Source organism: Streptomyces sp. NPDC039462 (genome assembly GCF_055639375.1).
Genome location: NZ_JBVKAO010000005.1, coordinates 111,774 through 135,457 on the forward strand (window position 1 = coordinate 111,774; position 23,684 = coordinate 135,457).

A 23,684-nucleotide genomic window follows, 5' to 3' on the forward strand; every position below is an offset into this window, starting at 1 on the left:
TGGGGAGTGACATGGAACAGATAACGGTGCGCAGCAGGGCGCGTGTCCCTGCGATCACTTGTGGCAGCAGCGCGAGCAGCTCGCGTCTCGACCGCCATCTCTCGGTGCTGGGCGGCCCCGCCGTCCCGCAGCGGGAGTCGCACGAGGCGACGCTGCTGATGCGTGAGCTGACCTCACGTGACACCGCGCACGCCCGCAGCAGCAGGGGTGCCCGAGTGAGGCGAGTCTCGCTCTTCGCGCCACTGCGCCGGTTGCGGCGCTCGCTGTTCGGCGGACGCTGACCGCGGGTGGCCCCCGGGACTGAACCGCCGCTCCGCGGCGGGTCTTTCCCGCCACCCCGCTCTCCCTCCTCCGTCCGTCACACCACCCCGTAGACCCCGGGCTCGACGGGCCGCTCGTCGGCTCCGGACGCGCAGAGATTCAGCCGAACCGCACCGATCGTCGGGCCGACGCGCCCAAACTCCCCCGGTCGGTGCGTGTTCGCCGCAGCGCCTCTGCCTCCTCTTCTTCCCCGTGCCTCCCGCGGTTTTCAGCGCTCCCCGCGGGCATACCGCCGGACGGCCGCCGGCACGCACAGCGCCAGCAGCACCAGCGACCAGAGCACCGACCCCGCCACCGGATGCGTGACGGGCCAGGCCGCGTCCGCCGGGACGGGCGCGTTGCCGCACAGGTCGCGCACCGCCGTCGCCACCGCGCTGATCGGATTCCACTCCGCGACGAACCGCAGCCAGGACGGCAGCCCGTCGGTGGGGATGTACGCGTTCGACAGCAGCGGCAGCATGAAGGTGGCGCTGCCCAGCTGCCCCGCCGCCTCCTCGCTCCGCGACGCGAGGCCCAGCAGGATCCCGATCCACGTGGTCGCGAACCGGAAGAGCATCAGCAGCCCGAACGCGCCGGCCGCCGCGAGCGGCCCGCCCTCGACGCGCCACCTCATGGCGAACCCCACGAGCGCCAGCGGCACGAGCCCCGCCGCCGTGGTCACCAGATCGGCCAGCGCCTGCCCGAGCGGCACGGCGGCCCTGCTCATCGGCAGCGTCCGGAACCGGTCCATCACGCCCCGGTGGGTGTCCTGGGCGGCGGTGAACATGCCGGTCATGATGCCGTTGGCGGCGGTCGCGACCAGCATGCCGGGCACGAGGAAGGCCCGGTAGTCGGAGCCGGGCATCGCGAGGGCGCTGCCGAAGACATAGCCGAAGAAGAGCAGGAAGACGATCGGCATCGTCTGGGTCATGACCAGGATCGCGGGCGCGTGCCGGACGCGCTGCAGGTGCCGGCCGAGCATGGCCGTGCCGTCGTAGAGGATGGTGTTCATGGGGGAGACCTCCGGGAGTCGGGGAGCGGGCCTGTGGCCCGGGGCGGGAGCGACGTCCTGGCTCACGGGACGAGCCGGAGGAAGACGTCGTCCAGCGACGGGCGGCGCAGGCTCACGTCGACGACGGGAACGCCCGCCGCGTCCAGCTCGCGCACCAGCCGCGGCAGCGTGAGCGCGGGATCGAGGGAGACCACTCCGGCGGTGCGGGACTCCGCGTCGAGCACCGGCTCCGCGCCCGTCAGCCGGTCCAGGACCGCGGCCGCCGCGGGCAGCGCCGCGCCCTCCGCGACGGCGACCTCCGCGTAGCTCCCGATCTGCGCCTTCAGCTCCGTGGGCGTGCCGTGGTGGGCCGCCCGGCCGCCGTCGATCAGCACGATGTCGTCGGCCAGCTGGTCGGCCTCCTCCAGGTACTGGGTCGTGAGCAGCACCGTCGTGCCCTCGCCCGCGAGCTTCCGCACGGCCTCCCAGATGCCGTTCCTGCTGTGCGGGTCGAGGCCGGTGGTGGGCTCGTCGAGGAAGAGCACGGCGGGCCGGGTGAGGAGGCTCGCCGCGAGGTCGAGGCGGCGCCGCATGCCGCCGGAGTACGTACGGGCCGGGCGGTCCGCCGCGTCGGTGAGCCCGAACTGTCCGAGGAGTTCGTCGGCGCGTCCGCGCGGCGCGCGCAGGAGGCGGGAGAAGAGCCGCAGGTTCTCACGCCCGGTCAGATCGCCGTCGACCGACGCGTACTGCCCGGTGACGCCGATGTGCCGGCGCACCGCGGCCGGCTCGCGCACCACGTCGTGCCCCGCGACGCGCGCGGTCCCGGCGTCCGGCGCCTGAAGGGTGGTGAGGACCCGGACCGCGGTGGTCTTGCCCGCGCCGTTGGGGCCGAGCAGCCCGCAGACGGTGCCCTCGGCGATGGCGAGGTCGAGGCCCCGCAGGGCGGTGACGGCCGAGTCGCCGGAGCCGTACCGCTTCTCCAGACCCTCACTAAGTACAGCGTACGTAGTAGTCATGCCGTCACGGTACCCCACTACGTACGCTGTACGTAACTAACATGGGGGTCGAGGTGATGATCAATGGCGGGCCGAGCGGCCACTCCCGAAGTGATCTGGGCGCGCCCCGAGCGTGCGGGCCGCGGCCCCAAGCCCGCGTACAGCAGGGCCGACATCGCCCGGGCGGCCGTCCGCATCGCCGACGCGGACGGCATCGCCGCGGTGTCCATGCGGCGCGTGGCGGCCGAGCTGGGCTGCGGCACGATGTCGCTGTACAACTACGTGCCGCGCAAGGAGGACCTGTACGAGCTGATGGTCGACATGGCCAGCGGCGAGTACGAGCTGTCCGAGGAGGCCGTGGGCGGCGACTGGTATGCGGAGATGCTCGCCCTCGGCCGGCAGACCCGGGCGATCCTGCGGCGGCACCCGTGGCTGGTGCACGTCATGTCGACGGTCTACGGCTCCAGCCCGAACGCGCTGCGGTATCTGGAGCACTGCCTCGGCGTCCTGGAGGGCCTCGACGCGCCCTACGGCACCAAGATGGAGCTCATCGCGATGGTCAACGGCACGGCGATGACCGCCGTGGCCAACGAGATCGCCATCGCCGAGCGCACCCGGGGCCTGCCCTGGTCGGCGGAGCAGGAGCAAGAGGTCCGGTTCGCCTATCTGGCCGCGCAGGTGGCGAGCGGGGCGTATCCGCGGCTCGCGGGGATGCTGGCGCAGGCGCCGCCGCCCGGCGACGCGGACGAGAGCTTCGAACGCGCGCTGCGCAGGCTCCTCGACTCGTTCCGCCCGGACACGCGCGGCGGCCGATGAGTTTCCCGGCCCGCTCCCGTCCTATTCCGTGAACCCCCAGAAGCGGAGGCATGAGGATGGACGAGCAGTTCACCGCGACGCTGCGGAAGAGTCCGAACAAAGGTGGCTGGACGTACGTGGTGTGGCCCGAGTCGGCCGCGTACTTCCGCACCCGCGGCCTGGTGAAGGTCAGGGGCACGATCGACGGTCATCCGTTCCGGGGGTCTTTCATGGCCCTGGGGGACGGCACACACAAGCTGCCCGTGAAGGCGGAGGTGCGCAAGGCGATCGGGAAGGAGGAGGGGGACACCGTGACCGTCCGCCTGGAGGAGCGGCTGGAGAGCTAGCTAGAGCAGGGCGAACTGGGCTAGAGCAGGGCGAACTGTCCGTCCGGGCCCTCTTCGTGGTGGTCGAGGACGGACGCCGGGCGCCGCGCGGCGCCCGGCACGGGCAGCACGCCCGCGGCGCGCAGGTCGGCCGCGGTGAGGGGAGCGTCGAGCGAGGACGCCAACTCCGCCCGCTCCGGGCCGAGTTCCGCGAGGAGGGCGAGCACCGTGATCAGTTCGAGCAGCTCGGACGTCCACGGCTGGGGCCACGCCGGGGGCCGGATCGCCTCCAGCGTGCCCGCCTCGGCCGGCTCCGTGCGCCGCGCGAACCAGCGCTCGACGACACGCACCCCGCTCACCTCGTACTCCCAGGCCTCCCTCGACACCGGCGAGATGACGCCCTCCTCGCCGACCCGCAGGACCTCGTCCTCGGCGTCGTACTCCAGGGTGTCGGGCCGGGCGGGGAGCGGCGCCCGGACGTAGGGCCTGCGTCCGCCCGGCAGCTTCGGGCGCTCGCCGTCGCCGCGCAGCTGGAGGCGCAGGAGACGCTGCCCGAGCTCCACGCCCCGCGCCCAGACCCCGGCGTCGTGGGTGAGCGGCACCCGGCAGCCCGCCGCGGAACCGGTGCCCACCGCGAGCACCCAGGCGAGCAGGGCGCGCGCGGTGACCTCCTGGCCGAGCAGCTCCGAAAGGTGCGCGAGCAGGCCCGGCGCCACATTGGGCTCCAGGCCGCCGGGGCGGCGGAACAGCGGCCGTATCCTGCCCGGCCGCCCGGCGGGCGAGCGGCCGTCCGGCAGCACCGCCGAGGCGAGGACGGCGGGCCCCGCGGACCCGGGGACGTGACCCTGCTCGACGGCGAAGAGCTGGCCCTCGCCCGCCACCCGCCACAGCTCGGGCCGGGCGACGTCGAGCAGCCGGTGGTCGGGGATCAGCCACTGCTCGTCGAGCGGTCCGTGCAGGACGCGCACGGGCTCGGGGCAGGGGCCGGTCTCCTTGGCCAGCCGGCCCGTCCCGCCGGCGTGGCCGGGCAGCTGCGCCACCGCGGTGTGCAGGGTGCGGGCGCGGGTCGGCCGGAACAGGGCCTCGCGGTCCTGGCCCTCGGCGCGGACGAGGGCGCCCCAACGGGCCTTCAGGGATGCGGGATCCGGACCCATCGGCCACCCGCGGCCCGGCCGGAGCGGTGCGACGGACCACGGCATGAGGTCCGCGAGCAGCGGCGCTTCGTCGTGCGTCACGCCCGGCATCGTACGACGTGTCCGCCCGGGCCCGTCACGTCGCGTCGAGCGTGACCGAGAAGGAGAAGCGGTCGCCGCGGTAGTGGATGCGGGCCACGTCCAGGGTGCGGCCCTCCTCGTCGTACGTGACGCCGGTGTAGTGCAGGATCGGGCTGAGCAGCGGCACTTCGAGGAGCCGCGCGGTCTCCGGGTCGGCGAGCGTCGCCTCGACGGTGTCGGTGATGCGGCTGATGCGCACGCCCACCACGTCGCGCAGGACCTTTGTCATGGGCCAGCGCGCGAGGTCGGCCGGCTCGATGCGGGCGGCCAGTTCGGGGCGGACGTAGTTGCGGGCGTGGTTGGTGGGCTCGCCCGTCTTCTCGTCGCTGCGCAGCCGGTGGTACGTCGCCACCTCGGCCGACCCCGGGAAGTGCCCGGCGAGGTCGGCGGGGAGCGGCGCGGTGCCGTGGTCCAGGAGCCGGGTGGTCATGCCCGACTGCTGGGCCACGATCGCGTCGACCGAGCCGAGCAGCCGGACCGGGGAGCCGCGCCGCGCGCTCGGCTCGATGAAGGTGCCGCGCCGCCGGTGGCGGGTGATGAGCCCCTCGTCCTCCAGCTCCTTCAGCGCCTGCCGCATGGTCAGCACGCTCACCCCGTAGTGCCCCGCCAGCTGCTCCTCGGTGGGCAGCCGGAGCGGGGCGTCAGGGGTGCGGCCCAGTATGGAGGCGCGCAGGGACTGCGACACCTGGTACCAGAGCGGCAGTTTCCGATTCAGGACGATCGAGTCCGGGGCAAAAGCGGTCACGGTCTCTCCGAATCAGCGTGGTAATGCGTCAGTTGCGGAAGTGGCGCTCCAGACCCTGCCATACGTCGTCGTAACCGCGCTGCAGGTGGGACGCGGTGGCCGCCTGCTCCGTGGCCGTCACCGGCCAGCGCGTCTCGAACATGAAGGCGAGGCCGTCGTCGATCTTCTGCGGCTTGAGCTCGGCGGCCGACGCCTTCTCGAAGGTCTCGCGGTCGGGACCGTGCGCGGACATCATGTTGTGCAGGGAGCCGCCGCCCGGCACGAAGCCCTCCGCCTTCGCGTCGTACGCGCCCTCGATGAGGCCCATGTACTCGCTCATCACGTTCCGGTGGAAGTACGGCGGCCGGAAGGTGTCCTCGCCCACCAGCCAGCGCGGCGCGAAGACGACGAAGTCGACGCCGGCGAGGCCCGGGGTGTCCGACGGGGAGGTGAGCACGGTGAAGATCGACGGGTCCGGGTGGTCGTAGCTGATCGAGCCGATCACATTGAAGCGGTGCAGGTCGTAGACGTACGGGACGTGGTTGCCGTGCCAGGCGACCACGTCGAGCGGGGAGTGGTCGTACGTCGCGCGCCAGAGGTTGCCGCAGAACTTGTTCACCACCTCCACCGGGCCCTCGACGTCCTCGTAGGCGGCGACGGGGGCCCGGAAGTCCCGGGCGTTCGCCAGGCCGTTGGCGCCGATCGGGCCGAGGTCGGGGAGCTGGAAGGGCGCGCCGTAGTTCTCGCACACGTACCCGCGCGCGGTCGCCTCCAGGAGCTCCACGCGGAAGCGGACGCCGCGCGGGATCAGCGCGACCTCGCCGGGCTCGGCGTGCAGCAGCCCGAACTCGGTGCGCAGGAGCAGTCCGCCGCTCTCCGGCACGATCAGCAGCTCCCCGTCCGCGTCGCTGAACACCCGGTCGGCCATGGAGGAGTTGGCGTGGTAGAGGTGGATGCCCATGCCGGTGCGCTGCGTCGCGTCGCCGTTGCCGCCGAGCGTCCACAGGCCCGCCAGGAAGTCCGTGCCGGGCGCGGGCTCCGGGAGCGGGTTCCAGCGCAGCCGGTTCGGATCGGGGACCGTCTCGGTGAAGGGGGCCGTGCGCAGCGCGCCGTTGTCGGCCCGGGTGAACTGCGGGTGCGCCGCCGAAGGGCGGATGCGGTAGAGCCACGAGCGGCGGTTGTGGGCGCGCGGCTCGGTGAAGGCCGAGCCGCTCAGCTGCTCGGCATAGAGCCCGAGGGGTGCGCGCTGCGGCGCATTGCGGCCGTGCGGCAGGGCGCCGGGCACCGCCTCCGAACTGTGTTCGTTGCCGAAGCCGGAGAGGTAGGTCAGCCCTTCGGCGGCCTTCCTGGCGTCGCTCGCGCCCGCTCGGCCAGCGTTGCTTGCGTGGTCCCCGCGCATCACAGCTCCCTCGTCAACGATTCCTATGGGACACCGTAGGATTCACGTTTTCCTTCCGCAAGAGGAAGCCGGGAATGTGAGCGGTGCTCTACTCTCCCGGGATGCGCCACCCGAACCCGTCCGAGGACCGCCCGCACTCGTCCGAGGGCCGTCCGAACCCGCCCAAGGACCCCAGGACCCCGGCCTCCCTGCGCCGCGTCCCCGTGCAGGAGCGCAGCGCCGAGCGCCTGACCCGGATCCTCGACGCCTGCGCCGCCGTCCTCGACGAGACCGGCTACGAAGGCCTCACCACCCGCGCCGTGGCCCAGCGCGCGGGCGTCCCGATCGGCTCGGTCTACCGCTTCTTCGGCAACAAACGGGCCCTCGCCGACGCCCTCGCCCACCGCAACCTCGACGCGTACGCGGAGCGCGTGGCCGCACGCGTGACCGGTGTCGAGCGCGGCGACTGGCGCGGCGCCGTCGACGCCGCCTTCGACGAGTACCTGGCGATGATGCGCACCGTCCCCGGCTTCGGCCTCGTCGACTTCGGCATCCCCTCGGCCCCCGACGCGATGCCGGACGCCAACTCGCAGGTTGCCGAGCGGGTGGCGGCCCTGCTCGCGGGTCATCTGGACCGCCCGCTCGACGCCGGGCTGCGCCGCACGATGCTGGTCGGCGTCGAGGCCGTCGACGCCGTCCTCCAGCTGGCGTTCCGCGCCGACCCGGCGGGCGACCCCGCGCTCGTCGACGAGGCGCGGATCCTGCTGCACGCGTACTTCGCGCGGTCGCTGGACTGAACGCCGCCCGGCGGCCCGGGCCGCGCCGGTTTGCCGCGTGAACGGCCCCCGCGGAACGCTCCGTTGCTAAGGTGATCGAACCCGCCTGCGGCCACGAGGGGGAACATGGCACGTGTGGTGTGCGTCCACGGGATCGGCCAACAGCACCTGGGTGAGCGCCAGTTGCTCGCGACATGGCATCCCGCGCTCGCCGACGGCCTGACCCGCGCCGCCGCGCCACCCCTGGACCCCTCGGACATGACCTGCGTCTTCTACGGGGACCTGTTCCGGCCCGCGGGCCAGACGCTCGGCCTGCTCGACGCACCGCTCGACGCCTCCGACGTGGCCGAAGGGCTGGAGAGCGAACTGCTTCTGCAGTGGTGGGCGGAGGCCGCCCGCACCGACCCCGCCGTCATGCCGCCCACTGCTCGCAGCCTCACGAGCACCCCAGGCGCCGTGCAGCGCGCCCTCCGTGCGCTCAGCCGCTCCCGCTTCTTCGCCGACGTGGCCCTGCGCTCCCTGATCCTCGACCTCAAACAGGTGCGCGCCTACCTCACCGACGCGGCCGTCCACGCCGAGGTCCAGCGCCGCGTCGCCGCCGCCGTCACCCCCGACACACGCGTCGTCATCGGCCACTCCCTGGGCAGCGTCGTCGCCTACGAAGCCCTGTGCGCCCACCCCGACTGGCCCGCCCGCGCGCTGCTGACGCTCGGCTCCCCGCTGGGCATCCGCCACCTCGTCTTCGACCGGCTCAGGGCCGGCGCCGACGGCAGGCCGGGGGACTGGCCGGGCCGCGTCGAGCACTGGACCAACATCGCGGACGAAGGAGACGTCGTCGCCCTCGTCAAGGACCTGCGCCCGCTCTTCGGCGAGCGCGTGCGCGGCCATCTCGTGCACAACGGCGCGAAGGCCCACGACGTGACCCGGTACCTGTGCACGGCGGAGGCGGGCAGAGCGGTGAGCGAGGGGCGCGGTGCGGGGTGACGGGTCCGGCACGGCACCCGCGGACGCGCCCGCCGACCGGCCCGCTCCCGCCCGCCGCTTCCTGCTGTCGACGGCGGTCACGGAGGTCCACGCGCACCCCGAGGCGGCACGCCCCGAACTCGCCGACGACGTGGCCCGCATCGACCGCCTCTTCCTCGGCGAACTCGACTACCGCAGGGGCGCCGACCTGGGCCTCGACCCGACCCGCGAACAACTGACCAAGACCCTGCGGAAGTTCGCCACCGACCCCGAGCGAACCCCCGACGACTACGTGGTCCTCTACCTCACCTGCCACGGCGTCACCGCCGAGGGCAGCGGCCGGCACTACCTGCTGCTCGCCGACAGCGACGCGCGCGACCTGCCCGGCACCGCCCTGCCCACCGAAGACCTCGTGACCCTCCTGTGGGAGGACACTCCCGTGGCCCGGCTCCTCGTCCTCATCGATGCCTGCTACGCCGAGGAAGGCGCCGACAGCGCACTGCGCGCCGCCCTCGAAGCGCGCCGCTCCGACCCCGGGCCCACCGGCGCGGGCGCCACCGGCCTGGTGATCGTCGCCGCGACCCGGCGCAAGGAGGAAGCGCTGGCCGGAGCCCTCTCCGCGGCCTTCGACCGGGCCGTGCGCAGCCAGGCCACAGCGGGCCACGCACCCGCCCACATCGGCATCGGTCAGGTCATGCGCGCCATCAAGGCCGACCCCCGGCTGCCGGCGACGCAGCGGGCCATCTGGTCCGTCACGCACGCCGACGCCGACATCCCCGACTTCCTGCCCAACCCCCGGCACGTCCCCGGCGCCTGTGGCCTGAAGCTGGAGGAGATCGACCGGATCGTCGACCTCGCCGGCCGCGAACGCCGGGCCAGGAAAGCCGAACTGACCGGATTCTTCCTGCCCAGGGCGCGCGGCACCGACGTGCCCACCGAGGAGGTCTGGGACTTCACCGGCCGGCACACCGCGCTGACCGACATCACCGACTGGCTCGCACCCCACCGTGCCGCCGACCGGCTCTGCGTGGTCACCGGAGACCCCGGCTCCGGCAAGTCCTCCCTGCTCGGCATGGTCACCGTGCTCACCGACGCGGCCCACGGCGCCGCCGTGCCCCGCGCAGGACTGCCCGCCAGGCTGCCCGGGCCCGGCGCCGTGGACGTCGCCGTCAACGCCAGCCACAAGACGAAGCGGCAGCTCCTCGACGCGCTCGCCGCCGCATCCGGCTGCGCCGCCGCGTCCCTCGGCGTGCTCGCCGCCCACCTCCAGGCGAGGCCCGCACCCCTCGTCGTCCTCATGGACTCCCTCGACGAGGCACTCGACCCGCACGAGACCGTCGAGGAACTCATCGCCCCGCTCACCGACCCGCGCCGCCGGCTGCCCGTGCGCCTCCTCGTCGGCGCCCGCCCCCACATCGCCCGCCTGCTGCCCCGCACCGCGAGCCGCATCGACCTCGACGACGAACGCCACGGCGACCCCGACGCCGTGCGCGCCTACACCCGCACCCTGCTCACCACCCCCGGGTCGGTGCTGTGCACGGCGCCGCCCGACCGGGTCGACGCCGTCGCCCGGGCCATCGCGGAGGCGGCCGGACGCTCCTTCCTGGTGGCCCGGATCACCGCGCGCACCACGGCCCGCGAGACCCGGGTGCCCGACCCGGACGACCGGCGCTGGCGCGACGAACTGCCGCGCCTGCCCGGCCAGGCCATGGAGCGCGACCTGGAGCAGCGCCTCGGCCCGCTCGCCGGCCGCGCCCGCGACCTGCTGCGCCCGCTCGCCTTCGCGCAGGGCGTGGGCCTGCCCTGGGCCGGGGTGTGGCCGCGCCTCGCGGCGGCCATCGGCGGCCACCCTTACGGCGACGAGGACATCGTCTGGCTGCGGAAGGCCGCGGGGTCGTACCTCGTCGAGGACGTCGAGTCCGTCGAGGACGGCGTCTCCGTGTACCGCATCTACCACCGGGCCCTCGTCGAGTACCTGCGCGAGGGCCAGGACGCCGCGCGGGTGCAGGCCGTGGTCGCGGACGTGCTGAAGGGCCTCGACCACCCCTACGTACGGCGCTACCTCGCCCTGCACGCGGCCGAGGGCGGCGTCCTCGACCCACTGGTGGAGGACGCGGACTTCGTGCTCACCGCCGACCCGGACCAGCTGCTCGCCGCGCTGCCCCGGCTGCGTACCGCGAAGGGACGGCGGGCCGGACGTGCCGTGCGGGACGTGGAGGAGCTGCTGCGCGGGAGCCGGGCGCGCGCCGCCGACCCCGGGAGCCGGGCGCGGCTGCGGCTCGCCGCCGTCTGCCGGAAGGCGACGGGGCTCGCCGCGTCGTGCGACCGGGGGGATCTGCCGTGGCGGGCGCGGTGGGCGGCGTGGAATCCGCATGGTGGGGCGCGCCTCTACGAGGGCATGGAGGCCCTGCCGGCCAGCGGCATCGTGGTGCCGTTGGACAGGGGGGCCTGTTTCCTGGAGAAGCGGCCCCACCGTACCGACGCCGCGGTCTGGGACCTGGACACCGGCGACCGCGTGGAGCAGCCCGCCACCGGCGAGTTCCTGCAGGGCGACTCCTGGTCGGCGACGCCGCAACTGCCGGGCTGCGCGGTGGCGTTGTCGCGCTACCGGCACACGGTGTGGGTCCAGGGCGAGATGCGCTCCAGTGAGTGGCGGCTGCTGCACGTCTTCGACGTGTCGGAGGGAACGTACCGCTGCTGGCGGCTCCATCTTCACCCCGAGGCCGACGCGGAGCACCAGCGGCTGGGGCGGCGCCGGGTCCAGCGGGTGCACGTGTGGCGCGCAGCCGCGGGCCACGGCCCGCCGACCCACGCGGTGCTCCACTTCGACAACGGCGCCTGTCTCACGTACGCGCTGGGCACGAGGAGCGCAGAGCCCAAGATGTCCAGGCGCCGTCGGCGTGCCCTGCTCGACTTCGAGAGACGGCGCCAGGAACGTCTCGAGCTGCAGCTCGACACCAGGTGGGCGGCTTACATCAGGCCGGACGAACCGCGGTGGGACGGCATGGGGAGGATCACCGCGCTGGCCGCGCTGCCCGCGGAGCACCACCACAAGCTGCTCGCGGCCTACTCCGACGCCACCGTGGCGGTCACCGATTTCGTCGAGTCGAGCTCCTCCACGGCCACCGGACACCAGGGCGACATCCTCGACCTCACGTACGTGCCCGGGCACGCCCAGGGCGACCTCGTCGTCACAATGGGCCTCGACGGCACGGTCCGCCTGACCTCGCTCACCGAAGAGGCACCCGTGCGCACGCTGCTCGAACACACGCCGCCGCCCCGCGCGCTCGCCGTGCGCCGGGTGGGCCGCCAGTGGGTCGTGGCCGTCGCCACGTCGGACGGGCTGCTGCACCGCGTCGACCTGGACAGCGGGCGCCCGCTGGGGCTGCCGCTGCGGATCGGCAGCGGCGGAAGGGTGCGCCTCTCGACGTTCCGGCTCGGCTCGACGGAGTGCGTGGGCGTGCAGGGGGCCGGGCGCGGCCTACAGCTGTACGACCTGGTCACCGGCGACCGCGTCGGCGGGCAGGAGGGGCTGCACGAGGCCTCGGCGGTGTGCGCGGTGGACGGGACGACGGCCATCGGCGGCGACGACGGCGTGATCCGGCTCTGGCCCGGTGTGCACGCCGCCGATTCCACCCGGATCAACGCCCACGAGGCGCCCGTGCTCGCCGTGGGCGCGGTGCGCGTCCGGGGCACGCGGAGCGCCCTGGTGAGCGTCGGCCGGGACCATCTGATCCGCTGCTGGGACGTGGTCGAGCAGCGGGAGCTGTGGCGGCGACGGCTGCCCCACACGGAACCGTGGACGGACTCGCTGGTGGTCTGCGCGACGGTCGGCCGCACCCGCGAAGGACACGCTCTGGTGGTGACCGGGGAGATCGGCGGCCGGGTGGCCGTCCTGACGCTGATCGGCGGAGTGCCCCTGGCAGAAGGGGAGTTCACCGTCCCGGGCATCGTGACCGCCGTGACGACGGGCACGGTGAGCGGCCGTGACGTGGTCGTGGCCGCCACCGACAGCGGGCGCGTCGCCTGCTGGGACGTCACGCACGGCCGGTGGTACGGACTCGGACCCGAACCCGAACACCCCGCGTGGACCACGGCGTTGGCCCTCGACCCCGCCGGGTCGGGGCGGCTGTTCGCGGGCGCCGACGACGGCACCGTACGGGAGTGGGCCCTGCCCGCCTGCCGCCCGCTCGGCGAGCCGCTCCTCCTGCACGAGGCGCCCGTGCACGCCCTCGCCTTCGCACAGGGCGCGCGGGGCACGCGGGTCTTCAGCGCGGGCGGTGACCGCCGCCTCGTCGCCGTCCGGAGCGAGACATGGGAGCGCCGACTCCCGCTGCCCCTTCGGTCGTTGGTGCGGGCGGACGGCGGAGGCCTGCTCGGCGGCGACGAGCGGGGCACTCTGTGGCGGCTCGACGAGCGCGCCGGCGGCTGGGAGCTGACCGAGGCGCTGGACGCCGTGCCGAGTGCGACGGCCGTCTCGGCGTTCACCGCGGGCGGGCGCACCGCCGTCGCGGTCGGCGGCTCCGACGGCACGGTCCAGGTGCGCGACGGTACGAGTGGTGCGCTGCGGCACCAGCTGCGGCCCGCCTGCGAGAGCGCGGTCGTGGAACTGATGGCGGCGAGCGGGGCAGGGCCCGGCGGCACGCCGCGGCCCGTGCTGTTCACGCGGAGCGAGCTGGGGGTCCTTGAGCGATGGGACCTCGGGGGCCCGGAAGGCGAGCGGCCGGGGAGGACGGTGCTGCGCGAGGTCGTCCTGTCCGACGGGGGCGCGCTGTCGGGCCTCGTGCGGCTGGCGGGGCGGGGCCCGCGCGACAGTGACGTGGCGCTGGCGCTCGACTTCCGGAGCGACTTCGGCCGGATCCCTGTGCGGGTGCACTCCATCGGCGCGGGCCGCGCCGTGAGCCACGACTGGCCGTCCGTGGGGCGGTCCCCGTACCCGCTGACCGGCGACGCGGCCGCGGTGCGCTGCGGTGACCGGTGGCTCATCGGGGTTCCGCTGCCCAAGGGCCTCAGCCTCGTGGACGCCGAGACCGGGCACCGGGCGCTGGTACCCGGCCAGCATGCGGTGCTGGCGCTGGGCGCGGCCCCGGACGGCCCCGGCGAGCTGATCCTCGTCGGCAGGACCGGCACCTCGGTGCTGCCCGCCGCCCCGGTCCTCGCGGGACTCGCCGAGGGGCCGGGACCGGGGCCGCGGCTGGACGTGCGGGCCACCCACGAGCATCCGGCCGCGCTCCTCGGGGTGCGGTACGCCGCCGTGCTGCCCGGCGGGGCGGCGTACGCCGTCGCGGCCTGGCGGCACCTCGTGGTCGTCGGGGCCAGAGACGGTGCCCTGCGGACGGGCCTCGAACTCCCCTCCGTCTGCACGGGCCTCGCCGCGGGCCCGGGCGGCGAGCTCGCCGTCGCGACCCGCAACGGCGCGATTCTCCTCGATGTGCCCGACACACGGCTGTGACCAGGAGTTTTGCGCTTATTGCTCGCGCGTCAACATCTTGTTAACGCTGGATGGCGGGTCCTAACGTCGTCCGGACCGCCAGACCTGGTGGGAGTTCGATGGTGAACGTTAGGTAGCCCCCATGCTGACAATCCTCGGATTCGTCATGATCGCCACCTTCCTGGTGCTGATCATGATGAAGAAGATGTCGCCGATCGCGGCGCTGGTGCTGATCCCCGCGCTCTTCTGCGTTTTCGTAGGAAAGGGAGCCCATCTCGGGGACTACGTCCTCGACGGCGTCGGCAATCTGGCGCCCACGGCGGCCATGCTCATGTTCGCCATCGTGTACTTCGGCGTCATGATCGACGTCGGCCTCTTCGACCCGATCGTCCGGGGCATCCTGCGCTTCTGCAAGGCGGACCCGATGCGCATCGTGGTGGGCACCGCCGTGCTCGCCGCGATCGTCTCCCTCGACGGCGACGGCTCGACCACCTTCATGATCACGGTCTCGGCGATGTACCCGCTGTACAAGCGCCTCAAGATGAGCCTCGTCGTGATGACGGGCGTCGCCGCCACCGCCAACGGCGTCATGAACACACTGCCCTGGGGCGGCCCGACGGCCCGTGCCGCGACCGCGCTGAAGGTCGACGCCGCCGACATCTTCGTCCCCATGATCCCGGCGCTCGCCATGGGCCTGGTCGCCGTGTTCCTCCTCTCGTACGCCCTCGGTCTGCGCGAGCGCAAGCGGCTCGGCGTGCTGTCGCTCGACGAGGTCCTGGAGAAGGAGACGGAGCCGGCCGACGAGACCGTCCTCGTGGGCAGCGGGGGCAGTGCCGACGGGCGTACGTCGCTCACGAAGAAGACCACCGGGGGAGCGGGGACCGGCACCGACGCCGAGGCGCACGCGGAGGCCGACTCCGACTCCGACTCCGACCCCGAGTCCGACGACGACGGCTTCCAGGGGCTGGACCCCGACCGCGCCACCCTGCGCCCCAAGCTCTACTGGTTCAACGCCGCCCTCACCGTCCTGCTGCTCACCGCCATGATCATGGAGTGGCTGCCGATCCCGGTCCTCTTCCTGCTCGGCGCCGCGCTCGCCCTCACCGTCAACTTCCCGCACATGCCGGACCAGAAGGCCCGCATCGCCGCCCACGCGGAGAACGTCCTCAACGTCACCGGCATGGTCTTCGCCGCCGCCGTCTTCACCGGCGTCCTCACCGGCACCGGCATGGTCGACCACATGGCCGACTGGCTCGTCGACGCCATCCCGGAGGGCATGGGCCCGCACATGGGCCTGGTGACCGGACTGCTCTCCATCCCGCTCACCTACTTCATGTCCAACGACGGCTTCTACTTCGGCGTCCTGCCGGTCCTCGCCGAGGCGGGCCAGGCGCACGGCGTCGGCACCCTGGAGATCGCCCGCGCCTCCATCGCGGGACAGGCCCTGCACATGTCGAGCCCGCTGGTGCCCGCCGTCTACGTCCTCGTCGGCATGGCCAAGGTCGAGTTCGGCGACCACACCAAGTTCACCGTCAAATGGGCCGTTCTCACCTCGCTGGTCGTGCTCGGCTCCGGCATCCTCTTCGGCATCATCTGATGCCTGCCGCGTCGTCCGGGCCCGGTGGCAGGGGCTGGCTGCTCCGCCTCGTCATCGCCTTCTGCTTCGCGCAGGGGGCGGTGTCGATGGCGCGGCCCGCCGTCTCCTACCGGGCCCTGTCGCTGGGCGCCGACGAGCGGGCCATCGGCGTCATCGCGGGCGTCTACGCCCTGCTGCCGCTCTTCGCGGCCGTACCGCTCGGACGCCGGACGGACCACGGCCGTTGCGCGCCGCTGCTGCCCGTCGGCGTCGTGCTCATCTCCGGTGGCTGCGCCCTCAGCGGTACGGCGGACTCGCTCGCGGCGATGGCCGCCTGGAGCGGGGTGATGGGGCTCGGCCACCTCTGCTTCGTGATCGGCGCGCAGTCGATCGTCGCCCGGCAGTCCGCGCCCGCCGAACAGGACCGCAACTTCGGCCACTTCACCATCGGCGCCTCCCTCGGCCAGCTGATCGGGCCGATCGCCGCGGGCGCCCTGATCGGTGCCGACACGGGCCGCACGAGCGCCTTCGCCCTCATCGTCTCCGCGGCGGTCGGCGCGGTCTCCCTCACCTCGCTGTGGCGCATCGAGCACAAGCGTCCCCGGTCCGCCGCCCCCGAGCGCGCCGGCCGCGTGCCGGTGCTCGGCATCCTGCGCACCCGGGGCGTGCCCGCGGGCATCTTCATCAGCCTCGCCGTGCTCTCCGCGACGGACATCCTCACGGCCTACCTGCCCGTGGTCGGCGAGCACCGGGGCATCGCGCCCGCCACGGTCGGCGTGCTGCTCTCGCTGCGGGCCGCGGCGACCATCGCGTGCCGTCTGGTGATGACGCCGATGATCCGGCTGCTCGGCAGGGCCGCGCTGCTGACCTGCACGTGCCTGCTCGGCGGGCTGCTGTGCGCGGGGCTTGCGCTGCCGGTGCCGGTGTGGGGGCTCGCCCTGATGCTGGCCGTGCTCGGCTTCTGCCTCGGCGTCGGGCAGCCGCTCTCCATGACGACGGTCGTCCAGGCGGCGCCCGACGACGCGCGCTCCACGGCCCTCGCCCTGCGGCTCACCGGCAACCGGCTCGGTCAGGTGGCGGCGCCCGCGTCCGCGGGACTGGTCGCCGGTGTCGCGGGGGTGGCCGCGCCGTTCGTGATGCTGGGCGGACTGCTGCTGGTCGCGGCGGGTCTCGGCGTACGCGGGCCTCGCGCGGCCGAGACCGGGTGCGCCCCGTCAGGGGCGCGGGGAACTGCGCGCCCGGCCACCGACGACCGCCGGAGGCCGACGGCCCGCGGCATGCGGACACGTCGGCCTCCGGGGTGCGCTCACCCCAAGGACCCGCGGATCACTGAACGATCTTGAGGAGCCGGTTCGGCGAACCCGTACCGGGGTTGGTCACCACGCTCGGCGTGGCACCGTTCACCAGAGCGGAGGCGACCTGCGCCGGCGTGGCCGAGGTGTGGCCCGCCAGATAGATCGCCGCCGCGCCCGCGACGTGCGGGGTGGCCATCGACGTACCGGAGATGGTGTTGGTCGCCGTGTCGCCGGTGTGCCAGCCCGCCTTGATGGAGACGCCCGGCGCGAAGATGTCGAGGACCGAGCCGTAGTTGGAGAAGCTCGCCCGCGCGTCGGTGTTGCTGGTCGCGCCGACGGTGATGGCCGCCGGGACGCGCGCGGGGGAGGAGTTCGCGGCGTTGGTGCTCTCGTTGCCCGCGGCGACCGCGTAGGTGACGCCGTCGGCGATGGAGTTCTTCACGGCGTTGTCCAGCGAGGTGGACGCGCCGCCGCCGAGCGACATGTTGGCCACGGCCGGCGCGCCGGCGGCGTGGTTGCTCGTCACCCAGTCGATGCCCGCGATGACGCCGGCGGTGGTGCCGGAGCCGTTGTTGTCCAGCACGCGGACAGCCACGACCTTGGCCTTCTTCGCCACGCCGTACGTCTTGCCGGCGATGGTCGTGGCGACGTGCGTGCCGTGGCCGTTGCCGTCCTGGGCGGTGCTGTCGCCGTCCACGGCGTCGTAGCCGTTCACCGCGCGGCCGCTGATCTCGGAGTGCGAGATGCGCACGCCGGTGTCGATGACGTACGCGGTGACGCCGGAGCCCGCGGTGTCCGGGTAGGTGTACGACCCGTTCAGCGGCAGCTTCGTCTGGTCGATGCGGTCCAGGCCCCAGGGGGCGCCGGTCTGCGTCGCGGAGGACTGGAGTCTCTGGTTCTGCTCGACGGAGGCGACGGCGGGATCGGCGGCGAGTCTCTTCGCCTCCGTCTCGGTCAGCTTCGCGGAGTAGCCGTTGAGCGCGGACTTGAAGGTCTTCTGCACCGAGCCGCCGTACTCGGCTATGAGGTCCTTGCCCTGGCTCGTGGCGGCCTTGAGGCCCGACCCGTTCTTCAGCGTGACGATGTAGCTGCCCTTGATCGCGTCGGCGGAACCGGCCGCGAGCACGGTGCCCTCGGCGGGGGCGGCCTGGGCGGGCAGGGCGGTGACCGTACCGATGACGGCGGCGGCGGTGGCGGTCGAGATCGCCGCGGCGATCACAGTCTTCTTGCTGCGAAGCATGGCCATTACGAGGGAGTCCTCCTCATTGGCGGCGTGCCCGGGGTCGGGCGCGCGACTGTGGGGGGTGTGCACGGGATCGCACACACAGAAGGGAGCGGTGCGTGCCGCTCCCGTCGCGATCAGAAGATTGACTGTTCGACGTGTCCAGATCAAGAGAGTCGACGCCTTGTCATGCGTCCGTCACGTATTCGAAATCGAATGCAGGGCGAATGGGTGGGGTGTGTCCGGAAAACAGCTGAGGGCGGGGCGGGGTGCGCGGAGCAGGCATGAGCCACGCCGCCCCTTCGCGCGCTGGTCAGCGGCCTGGTGTAGGCCTCGGGGCGGTCTGGAAACGGGGTGGACCGGGCCTCGACCGGAGCTGGAACCGGCCCGCGGGGCGCGGTCGCAGAGGCCGGCGGCAGCGTCGGGGCCGGGGCCCCTGGTGTCTGAAAACTATCAGCGCTAGTTTGTAGCGCGGACGACAACCTGGAGGAATGCGATGAAGGCCCACGACGGGATGTACATCGACGGCGCCTGGCGGCCGGCCGCGGGCACCGACACCATCACGGTCCTGAACCCGGCGGACGAACAGCCCATCGGCCAGGTCCCCGCGGGCACCGCGGAGGACGTCGACGCCGCGGTCCGCGCCGCCCGGGCCGCCCTGCCCGGCTGGGCCGCCACCCCGCCCGCCGAGCGCGCCGCCCTGATCGGCGCCCTCCGCGACCGCCTCGTCGCCCGCAAGGACGAGGTCGCCGAGACCGTCACCGCCGAGCTGGGCGCCCCGCTGCCGTTCTCGCAGGCCGTGCACGCCGGGGTGCCCATCCTGGTCTCCGGCTCGTACGCCGAACTCGCCGCGACCCACCCCTTCGAGGAGCGGGTCGGCAACTCCACCGTCTACCTGGAGCCGGTCGGCGTGGTCGGCGCGATCACACCCTGGAACTACCCCCTCCACCAGATCGTCAACAAGGTGGCCCCCGCGCTCGCCGCGGGCTGCACGGTCGTGCTCAAGCCCGCCGAGGACACCCCGCTCACCGCCCAGCTCTTCGCCGAGGCGGTGCACGAGGCGGGTGTACCCGCCGGGGTGTTCAACCTGGTCACCGGCCTCGGCCCGGTCGCGGGCCAGGCGCTCGCCGAGCACGAGGGCGTCGACCTCGTCTCGTTCACGGGCTCGACGGCGGTCGGCAAGCAGATCGGCGCCACCGCGGGCGCGGCCGTCAAGCGCGTCGCCCTTGAGCTCGGCGGCAAGTCCGCCAACGTCATCCTGCCCGGCGCCGACCTCGCCAAGGCCGTCAACGTCGGCGTCGCCAACGTCATGTCCAACTCCGGCCAGACGTGCAGCGCCTGGACCCGCATGCTGGTGCACACCGACCGGTACGACGAGGCGGTGGAGCTCGCCGCGGCCGCCGCCGCCAAGTACGGCGACCGCATCGGCCCCGTCGTCAACGCTAAGCAGCAGGCACGCGTGCGCGGCTACATCGAGAAGGGCGTCGAGGAGGGCGCCCGGATCGTGGCGGGCGGCCCCGAAGCACCCAAGGACAAGGGCTACTTCGTCCAGCCGACGGTTTTCGCGGACGTCACGCCCGAGATGACCATCGCCCAGGAGGAGATCTTCGGCCCGGTCGTCTCGATCATCCGGTACGAGGACGAGGACGACGCCCTGCGCATCGCCAACGGCACCGTGTACGGGCTCGCGGGCGCGGTGTGGGCAGCCGACGACGCGGCGGCGGTCGCGTTCGCCCGGCGCATGGACACCGGCCAGGTCGACATCAACGGCGGCAGCTTCAACCCCCTCGCGCCCTTCGGCGGCTACAAGCAGTCGGGCGTCGGCCGCGAGCTGGGCGCGCACGGCCTGACGGAGTACCTCCAGACGAAATCCCTGCAGTTCTGACGCAGTTCCGACCCGCTCGGCCGCCCCGAGTCCGCCAACCTTCCCAAGGAGTACGTGAACGTGGTCCGCGCCGCCATCCTCCCCGCCGTCGGCTCCCCGCTGGAGATCGCCGAGATCGACCTGCCGGAGCCGGGCCCCGGCCAGGTCCGGGTGCGCCTCGCCGCGGCCGGGGTCTGCCACTCCGACCTGTCCCTGACCAACGGCACGATGCGGGTGCCGGTGCCCGCCGTCCTCGGCCACGAGGGCGCGGGCACCGTGGTCTCCGTCGGCGAGGGGGTCACGCACCTCGCGCCCGGCGACGGCGTCGTCCTGAACTGGGCGCCGTCGTGCGGCAGCTGTCACGCCTGCTCGCTCGGCGAGGTGTGGCTCTGCGGCAACGCCCTCGCGGGCGCCGCCGACGTCTACGCCAGGCGGCCGGACGGCTCGGACCTGCACCCCGGTCTGAACGTCGCCGCGTTCGCCGAGGAGACGGTGGTCGCCGCCAACTGCGTCCTGCCGGTGCCGGACGGCGTCCCGCTCACCGACGCGGCCCTGCTCGGCTGCGCAGTCCTGACCGGGTACGGCGCCGTGCACCACTCGGCGCGGGTCCGCGCGGGCGAGAGCGTCGTGGTCTTCGGCGTCGGCGGGGTGGGCCTCGCCACGCTGCAGGCGGCCAGGATCGCGGGCGCCGGGCAGATCATCGCGGTCGACGTCTCCCCGGCGAAGGAGGAGCTGGCGCGCTCGGCAGGGGCCACCGACTACGTGGTGGCCTCGGAGACCACGGCCCGCGACATCCGCAAGCTTACCGGCGGCAACGGCGCCGACGTCGCGGTCGAGTGCGTGGGCCGCGCGGTGACGATCCGCTCGGCCTGGGAGTCCACGCGGCGCGGCGGGCGCACCACGGTGGTCGGCATCGGCGGCAAGGACCAGCAGGTCACCTTCAACGCCCTGGAGCTCTTCCACTGGGGCAGGACCCTGTCCGGCTGTGTGTACGGCAACTGCGACCCGGCGGTGGACCTGCCGGTCCTGGCCGGGCACATCAGGGCGGGAAGCCTGGACCTCGGCGCCCTGGTGACCGACCGGATCGGCCTCGACGGCATCCCGGCCGCCTTCGAGAACATGGTCGCGGGCAAGGGCGGGCGGGCGCTCGTCGTGTTCTGATCGGCGCCCGGCCGCTGCCAGGCCACTGTCAGACCGCTGCCGGGCCACTGTCAGGCTGCCGTCAGTCCCCGGCGGCCGAACCCGTCAGCCGGGGAAAGGACTTGGCGGCGGCCAGGAAAACGAGCGTGGTCAGTACGAACGGCCAGGTGAAGGCGTGCCCGCCGGCCGGTGCGAAGAACGCCGCGACGGCCGGGCCGAGCGCCGTCGCGGTGGCGGCGCCCACGAGCGCGTACGCGAGTGTCGCCGCCCGCACCGGCAGGAACACGCCGCACAGGGCGAGGGCCACGAGGACGGAGTTGTAGCCCGCCGTGCCGTCGGCGAGCTGTGCGGCGGGGGCGCCGAGGGCCCACGCCGTGGCCATCCCGACGGCGCTGCCGAGGCACGCGACGGCCGCGGTGCGGCGGCCCGCGACGAGGAGGCCGAGCAGCAGCAGGGCGCCCACGTACCACTGCGGCATGAAGAAGATCTGGCCGAAGCCGGCGAAGAACCCCCGGACCACGTCGGCCGGTTGGAGGGTGGTGGAGCCCGTCGCGGCCCGGGCGAGCGCGGCCGGGGCGTCGCCGTGGTGCCAGACGTGCCGGAAGCCGGGCGCGGCGACGGTGGCGGCGGAGGCGGTCAGGCAGAACGGCAGGGTGAGCGAGGGCAGCTCCCAGGCCCCGAGGAACCGGACCACGGCCGCGGTCACGACGGTGACGACCACGCAGCCCGCGACGGCGAGCAGCGCCGTCGACACGTGCCACGCGCCGAGGAAGACCGCGAAAGAGAGCGCGGTGAGGCAGGCGTTGAACCCTTCGAGGCCGGTCGCGACGCGGTCGCGGTCCACGCCGAGGAGCCGCGCGGTGGCCGTGCCCACGGCGGTGCCCGCCAGGCCGTAGAGCCCGTACTCCCAGCCCGCCGCGAACAGCGCCACGCAGAAGACGGCGCCCGCGGCAACGCTCGGCAGGAAGGTCACCTGCGCCTGGCCGCGCAGCACTTGAGCGGCGAAGAGGCGGGCCGCGGCCAGCCGGGCGAGGGGCGGCCCGCCCCCGCGTCCCGTCGCCCCTCGCGTCGCCCCTCCCGCACCGTCGGTCGAGCCCCCGGCGCCCAGCGCATCCGTCGCGTACCCCACGGCCACTCCCGTGCCAGGTCCTTTGTTTCGTCCGTGTTTCGTCCGGCAGGACGGATGCAGATTACAGCTACTTCGCCCGGGGTGGGGCCCGATCCAGTACTCTCCTCATAGTGGTCAAGGTGTAGTACTTCGGATGGAGTGGTGGCGATGGTGCGCAGGAACGACGGGCGGCGGGCGGCTCTGGTGGACGCCGCCATCGAAGTGCTGGCCAGAGAGGGTGCCCGCGGGCTGACCTTCCGGGCGGTGGACACGGAGGCCGCGGTGCCCACGGGCACGGCCTCCAACTACTTCAGCAACCGCGACGACCTGCTCACTCAGGCGGGCGCCCGCGTATACGAACGCCTCACGCCTGACGAGGCGGAGGTCGAACGGCAGCGCACGGCCAAGCCCGACAAGGAGACCTACGTGACGCTGATGCGCGAGGTCGTCGGGCGCGTCAGCGGCTTCCGTACGGGCTATCTGGCGCTGCTCGAACTGCGCCTGGAGGCCACCCGGCGCCCGGAGCTGCGCGCCGTTCTCACCGAGCGCGTCCGCGCCGACCTGGCCGCCAACCTCTCGTACCACGCCGACTCCGGGCTGCCGGGCGACGCGACGGCGGTCAAGCTCCTGTACATGGCCTTCAACTGGCTCATCGTCGAACAGCTCACCCTGCCCGACGTCCTCTCGGAGGCCGAGCGCGACGCCCTCGTCGCGGCCGCGGTGGAGCGCATCGTCGAGGGGTGACGGGGTCTCAGAGGCCGTCGATGCCGAGGTACGTGGCGAAGGCCCGGGCCCCGGCCGGGGTCACCCGCACGGCGCGCTCCGAACCGATCCGCTCGCACCAGCCCGTGGCCAGCGCGTGCCGGCACAACGCCGCCCCCGCGACCCCGGCGAGGTGGGGTCTGCGCTCCGTCCAGTCCAGGCAGGCCCTGGCCAGCGGGCGCCGCCCGCCGCGCGCGAGCTCGATCCCCATCTCCCCGAACCAGTCCACCCCTTGGTCGGTCAGGGCGAACCCGGTGTCCTGCCGCAGCAGCCCCCGCTCCGTCATCGCCCCGGTGATCGTGATCCCGAGCCGTCCCGCCAGGTGGTCGTAGCAGGTGCGGCCGCGCGCCATCGCGCCTGCGGCACCGGCCTCGCGCAGCGTGCGGGGCCCGGCCGGCGCGCCGGGCGCCGCATGGGCGGCGAGGTCCTCGACGAGCTGGGCCACGCGCGCGTCGGCGAGCCGCACATAGCGGTGGCGGCCCTGCCTGGCCTCGGCCAGCAGACCGCCCGCGACCAGTCTGCCCAGGTGCTCGCTGACCGTCGACGGCGCGACGCCCGTGTGCCGGGCCAGCTCGCCCGCCGTCCAGGCCCGCCCGTCGAGCAGCGCGAGCAGACAGGCCGCCCGCGTCTCGTCGGCGAACAGCGCGGCGAGGGAGGCGAGGGCGGGGGCGCCGGCGCTCTTCGTGGATCTCGGCTTCATGCCCTCAGGATGCGGCAGGAACACTTCGGCGCGTGCCGAAGTGTCGCAGGCGTCCGCGCGGCGG

Annotated in this window: 19 protein-coding genes; 11 read left to right on the forward strand and 8 right to left on the reverse strand. The window is 73.6% G+C overall.

Annotation, left to right across the window (positions count from 1 at the left end; all coding sequences use genetic code 11):
* Positions 1–11 precede the first annotated feature (11 nt).
* Positions 12–281, forward strand: coding sequence for a hypothetical protein (locus ACZ7LU_RS26260; protein ID WP_358590355.1), 270 nt, complete (start codon positions 12–14; stop codon positions 279–281).
* Positions 282–529: 248 nt separating this feature from the next.
* Here ACZ7LU_RS26260 and ACZ7LU_RS26265 read toward each other — a convergent pair whose 3' ends face one another.
* Positions 530–1,312 (reverse strand): ABC transporter permease, encoded by a 783-nt coding sequence (locus ACZ7LU_RS26265; RefSeq protein WP_471918193.1) that lies wholly within the window; start codon positions 1,310–1,312, stop codon positions 530–532.
* Between the two features lie 62 nt (positions 1,313–1,374).
* Positions 1,375–2,307 carry an ATP-binding cassette domain-containing protein gene (locus ACZ7LU_RS26270; RefSeq protein WP_471918194.1) on the reverse strand — a complete coding sequence of 311 codons (933 nt, stop codon included), beginning with the start codon at positions 2,305–2,307 and terminating at the stop codon, positions 1,375–1,377.
* Between the two features lie 63 nt (positions 2,308–2,370).
* Here ACZ7LU_RS26270 and ACZ7LU_RS26275 point away from each other — a divergent pair, with 63 nt between their 5' ends.
* The gene (locus tag ACZ7LU_RS26275; RefSeq protein WP_398309986.1) at positions 2,371–3,102 is read left to right on the forward strand and encodes a TetR/AcrR family transcriptional regulator C-terminal domain-containing protein; all 732 of its coding nucleotides are present in this window, start codon (positions 2,371–2,373) and stop codon (positions 3,100–3,102) included.
* A gap of 56 nt (positions 3,103–3,158) precedes the next feature.
* Positions 3,159–3,428 (forward strand): DUF1905 domain-containing protein, encoded by a 270-nt coding sequence (locus ACZ7LU_RS26280; protein ID WP_398310267.1) that lies wholly within the window; start codon positions 3,159–3,161, stop codon positions 3,426–3,428.
* Positions 3,429–3,448: 20 nt separating this feature from the next.
* On the opposite strand, the gene ACZ7LU_RS26285 is transcribed toward ACZ7LU_RS26280, so the two are convergent.
* Genes ACZ7LU_RS26285 through hmgA form a run of 3 tightly spaced genes read right to left on the reverse strand, consistent with a single transcriptional unit; the run spans position 3,449 to position 6,804 of the window.
* Positions 3,449–4,651, reverse strand: coding sequence for a type ISP restriction/modification enzyme (locus ACZ7LU_RS26285; protein WP_471918195.1), 1,203 nt, complete (start codon positions 4,649–4,651; stop codon positions 3,449–3,451).
* 25 nt (positions 4,652–4,676) lie between these two features.
* Positions 4,677–5,426, reverse strand: a complete 750-nt coding sequence (locus tag ACZ7LU_RS26290; protein WP_398309981.1) for a GntR family transcriptional regulator — start codon at positions 5,424–5,426, stop codon at positions 4,677–4,679.
* Positions 5,427–5,454: 28 nt separating this feature from the next.
* The gene (hmgA, locus tag ACZ7LU_RS26295) at positions 5,455–6,804 is read right to left on the reverse strand and encodes a homogentisate 1,2-dioxygenase (RefSeq protein ID WP_398309978.1); all 1,350 of its coding nucleotides are present in this window, start codon (positions 6,802–6,804) and stop codon (positions 5,455–5,457) included.
* 101 nt (positions 6,805–6,905) lie between these two features.
* Here hmgA and ACZ7LU_RS26300 point away from each other — a divergent pair, with 101 nt between their 5' ends.
* The 5 genes from ACZ7LU_RS26300 to ACZ7LU_RS26320 all read left to right on the forward strand — a co-directional run bounded on the left by ACZ7LU_RS26300 (position 6,906) and on the right by ACZ7LU_RS26320 (position 16,872).
* A complete protein-coding gene (locus ACZ7LU_RS26300) occupies positions 6,906–7,580 on the forward strand; it encodes a TetR/AcrR family transcriptional regulator (protein ID WP_471918196.1) in 675 nt (224 codons plus the stop codon).
* Positions 7,581–7,685: 105 nt separating this feature from the next.
* A complete protein-coding gene (locus ACZ7LU_RS26305) occupies positions 7,686–8,543 on the forward strand; it encodes a hypothetical protein (protein ID WP_471918197.1) in 858 nt (285 codons plus the stop codon).
* Positions 8,533–13,974, forward strand: coding sequence for a caspase family protein (locus ACZ7LU_RS26310; RefSeq protein WP_471918198.1), 5,442 nt, complete (start codon positions 8,533–8,535; stop codon positions 13,972–13,974). The genes ACZ7LU_RS26305 and ACZ7LU_RS26310 overlap by 11 nt, the downstream gene beginning before the upstream one ends.
* A gap of 121 nt (positions 13,975–14,095) precedes the next feature.
* Positions 14,096–15,550, forward strand: coding sequence for a CitMHS family transporter (locus ACZ7LU_RS26315; protein WP_471918199.1), 1,455 nt, complete (start codon positions 14,096–14,098; stop codon positions 15,548–15,550).
* The gene (locus ACZ7LU_RS26320; protein ID WP_471918200.1) at positions 15,550–16,872 is read left to right on the forward strand and encodes an MFS transporter; all 1,323 of its coding nucleotides are present in this window, start codon (positions 15,550–15,552) and stop codon (positions 16,870–16,872) included. The genes ACZ7LU_RS26315 and ACZ7LU_RS26320 overlap by 1 nt, the downstream gene beginning before the upstream one ends.
* On the opposite strand, the gene ACZ7LU_RS26325 is transcribed toward ACZ7LU_RS26320, so the two are convergent.
* Complete coding sequence (locus ACZ7LU_RS26325; protein ID WP_398309960.1) at positions 16,856–18,070, reverse strand: S8 family peptidase; 1,215 nt, start codon at positions 18,068–18,070, stop codon at positions 16,856–16,858. The two genes, ACZ7LU_RS26320 and ACZ7LU_RS26325, sit on opposite strands and share 17 nt — an antisense overlap.
* Positions 18,071–18,542: 472 nt before the next feature.
* Between ACZ7LU_RS26325 and ACZ7LU_RS26330 the strand changes: the two genes are divergently transcribed.
* Positions 18,543–19,931 (forward strand): aldehyde dehydrogenase family protein, encoded by a 1,389-nt coding sequence (locus ACZ7LU_RS26330; RefSeq protein WP_471150274.1) that lies wholly within the window; start codon positions 18,543–18,545, stop codon positions 19,929–19,931.
* Positions 19,932–19,991: 60 nt separating this feature from the next.
* Positions 19,992–21,071, forward strand: coding sequence for a Zn-dependent alcohol dehydrogenase (locus ACZ7LU_RS26335; RefSeq protein WP_398310265.1), 1,080 nt, complete (start codon positions 19,992–19,994; stop codon positions 21,069–21,071).
* A 61-nt stretch (positions 21,072–21,132) separates the two neighbouring features.
* Here the strand turns inward: ACZ7LU_RS26335 and ACZ7LU_RS26340 are convergent, their stop codons facing one another.
* Positions 21,133–22,074, reverse strand: coding sequence for an urea transporter (locus ACZ7LU_RS26340; RefSeq protein WP_471918362.1), 942 nt, complete (start codon positions 22,072–22,074; stop codon positions 21,133–21,135).
* A gap of 252 nt (positions 22,075–22,326) precedes the next feature.
* Between ACZ7LU_RS26340 and ACZ7LU_RS26345 the strand changes: the two genes are divergently transcribed.
* Positions 22,327–22,902 (forward strand): TetR/AcrR family transcriptional regulator, encoded by a 576-nt coding sequence (locus ACZ7LU_RS26345; protein WP_471918201.1) that lies wholly within the window; start codon positions 22,327–22,329, stop codon positions 22,900–22,902.
* A 7-nt stretch (positions 22,903–22,909) separates the two neighbouring features.
* On the opposite strand, the gene ACZ7LU_RS26350 is transcribed toward ACZ7LU_RS26345, so the two are convergent.
* The gene (locus ACZ7LU_RS26350) at positions 22,910–23,620 is read right to left on the reverse strand and encodes an ArsR/SmtB family transcription factor (protein ID WP_471918202.1); all 711 of its coding nucleotides are present in this window, start codon (positions 23,618–23,620) and stop codon (positions 22,910–22,912) included.
* Positions 23,621–23,684: the final 64 nt, after the last annotated feature.

Bases quoted from the DNA above. Each gene is read 5' to 3' on its own strand.
- ACZ7LU_RS26265 (WP_471918193.1), bottom strand. From the start codon at position 1,312: ATGAACACCATCCTCTACGACGGCACGGCCATGCTCGGCCGGCACCTG.
- ACZ7LU_RS26325 (WP_398309960.1), bottom strand. From the start codon at position 18,070: ATGGCCATGCTTCGCAGCAAGAAGACTGTGATCGCCGCGGCGATCTCG.
- ACZ7LU_RS26270 (WP_471918194.1), bottom strand. From the start codon at position 2,307: ATGACTACTACGTACGCTGTACTTAGTGAGGGTCTGGAGAAGCGGTAC.
- ACZ7LU_RS26305 (WP_471918197.1), top strand. From the start codon at position 7,686: ATGGCACGTGTGGTGTGCGTCCACGGGATCGGCCAACAGCACCTGGGT.
- ACZ7LU_RS26315 (WP_471918199.1), top strand. From the start codon at position 14,096: ATGCTGACAATCCTCGGATTCGTCATGATCGCCACCTTCCTGGTGCTG.
- ACZ7LU_RS26280 (WP_398310267.1), top strand. From the start codon at position 3,159: ATGGACGAGCAGTTCACCGCGACGCTGCGGAAGAGTCCGAACAAAGGT.
- ACZ7LU_RS26330 (WP_471150274.1), top strand. From the start codon at position 18,543: ATGAAGGCCCACGACGGGATGTACATCGACGGCGCCTGGCGGCCGGCC.
- ACZ7LU_RS26300 (WP_471918196.1), top strand. From the start codon at position 6,906: ATGCGCCACCCGAACCCGTCCGAGGACCGCCCGCACTCGTCCGAGGGC.
- hmgA (WP_398309978.1), bottom strand. From the start codon at position 6,804: ATGCGCGGGGACCACGCAAGCAACGCTGGCCGAGCGGGCGCGAGCGAC.
- ACZ7LU_RS26350 (WP_471918202.1), bottom strand. From the start codon at position 23,620: ATGAAGCCGAGATCCACGAAGAGCGCCGGCGCCCCCGCCCTCGCCTCC.
- ACZ7LU_RS26260 (WP_358590355.1), top strand. From the start codon at position 12: ATGGAACAGATAACGGTGCGCAGCAGGGCGCGTGTCCCTGCGATCACT.
- ACZ7LU_RS26275 (WP_398309986.1), top strand. From the start codon at position 2,371: ATGGCGGGCCGAGCGGCCACTCCCGAAGTGATCTGGGCGCGCCCCGAG.
- ACZ7LU_RS26320 (WP_471918200.1), top strand. From the start codon at position 15,550: ATGCCTGCCGCGTCGTCCGGGCCCGGTGGCAGGGGCTGGCTGCTCCGC.
- ACZ7LU_RS26345 (WP_471918201.1), top strand. From the start codon at position 22,327: ATGGTGCGCAGGAACGACGGGCGGCGGGCGGCTCTGGTGGACGCCGCC.
- ACZ7LU_RS26285 (WP_471918195.1), bottom strand. From the start codon at position 4,651: ATGCCGGGCGTGACGCACGACGAAGCGCCGCTGCTCGCGGACCTCATG.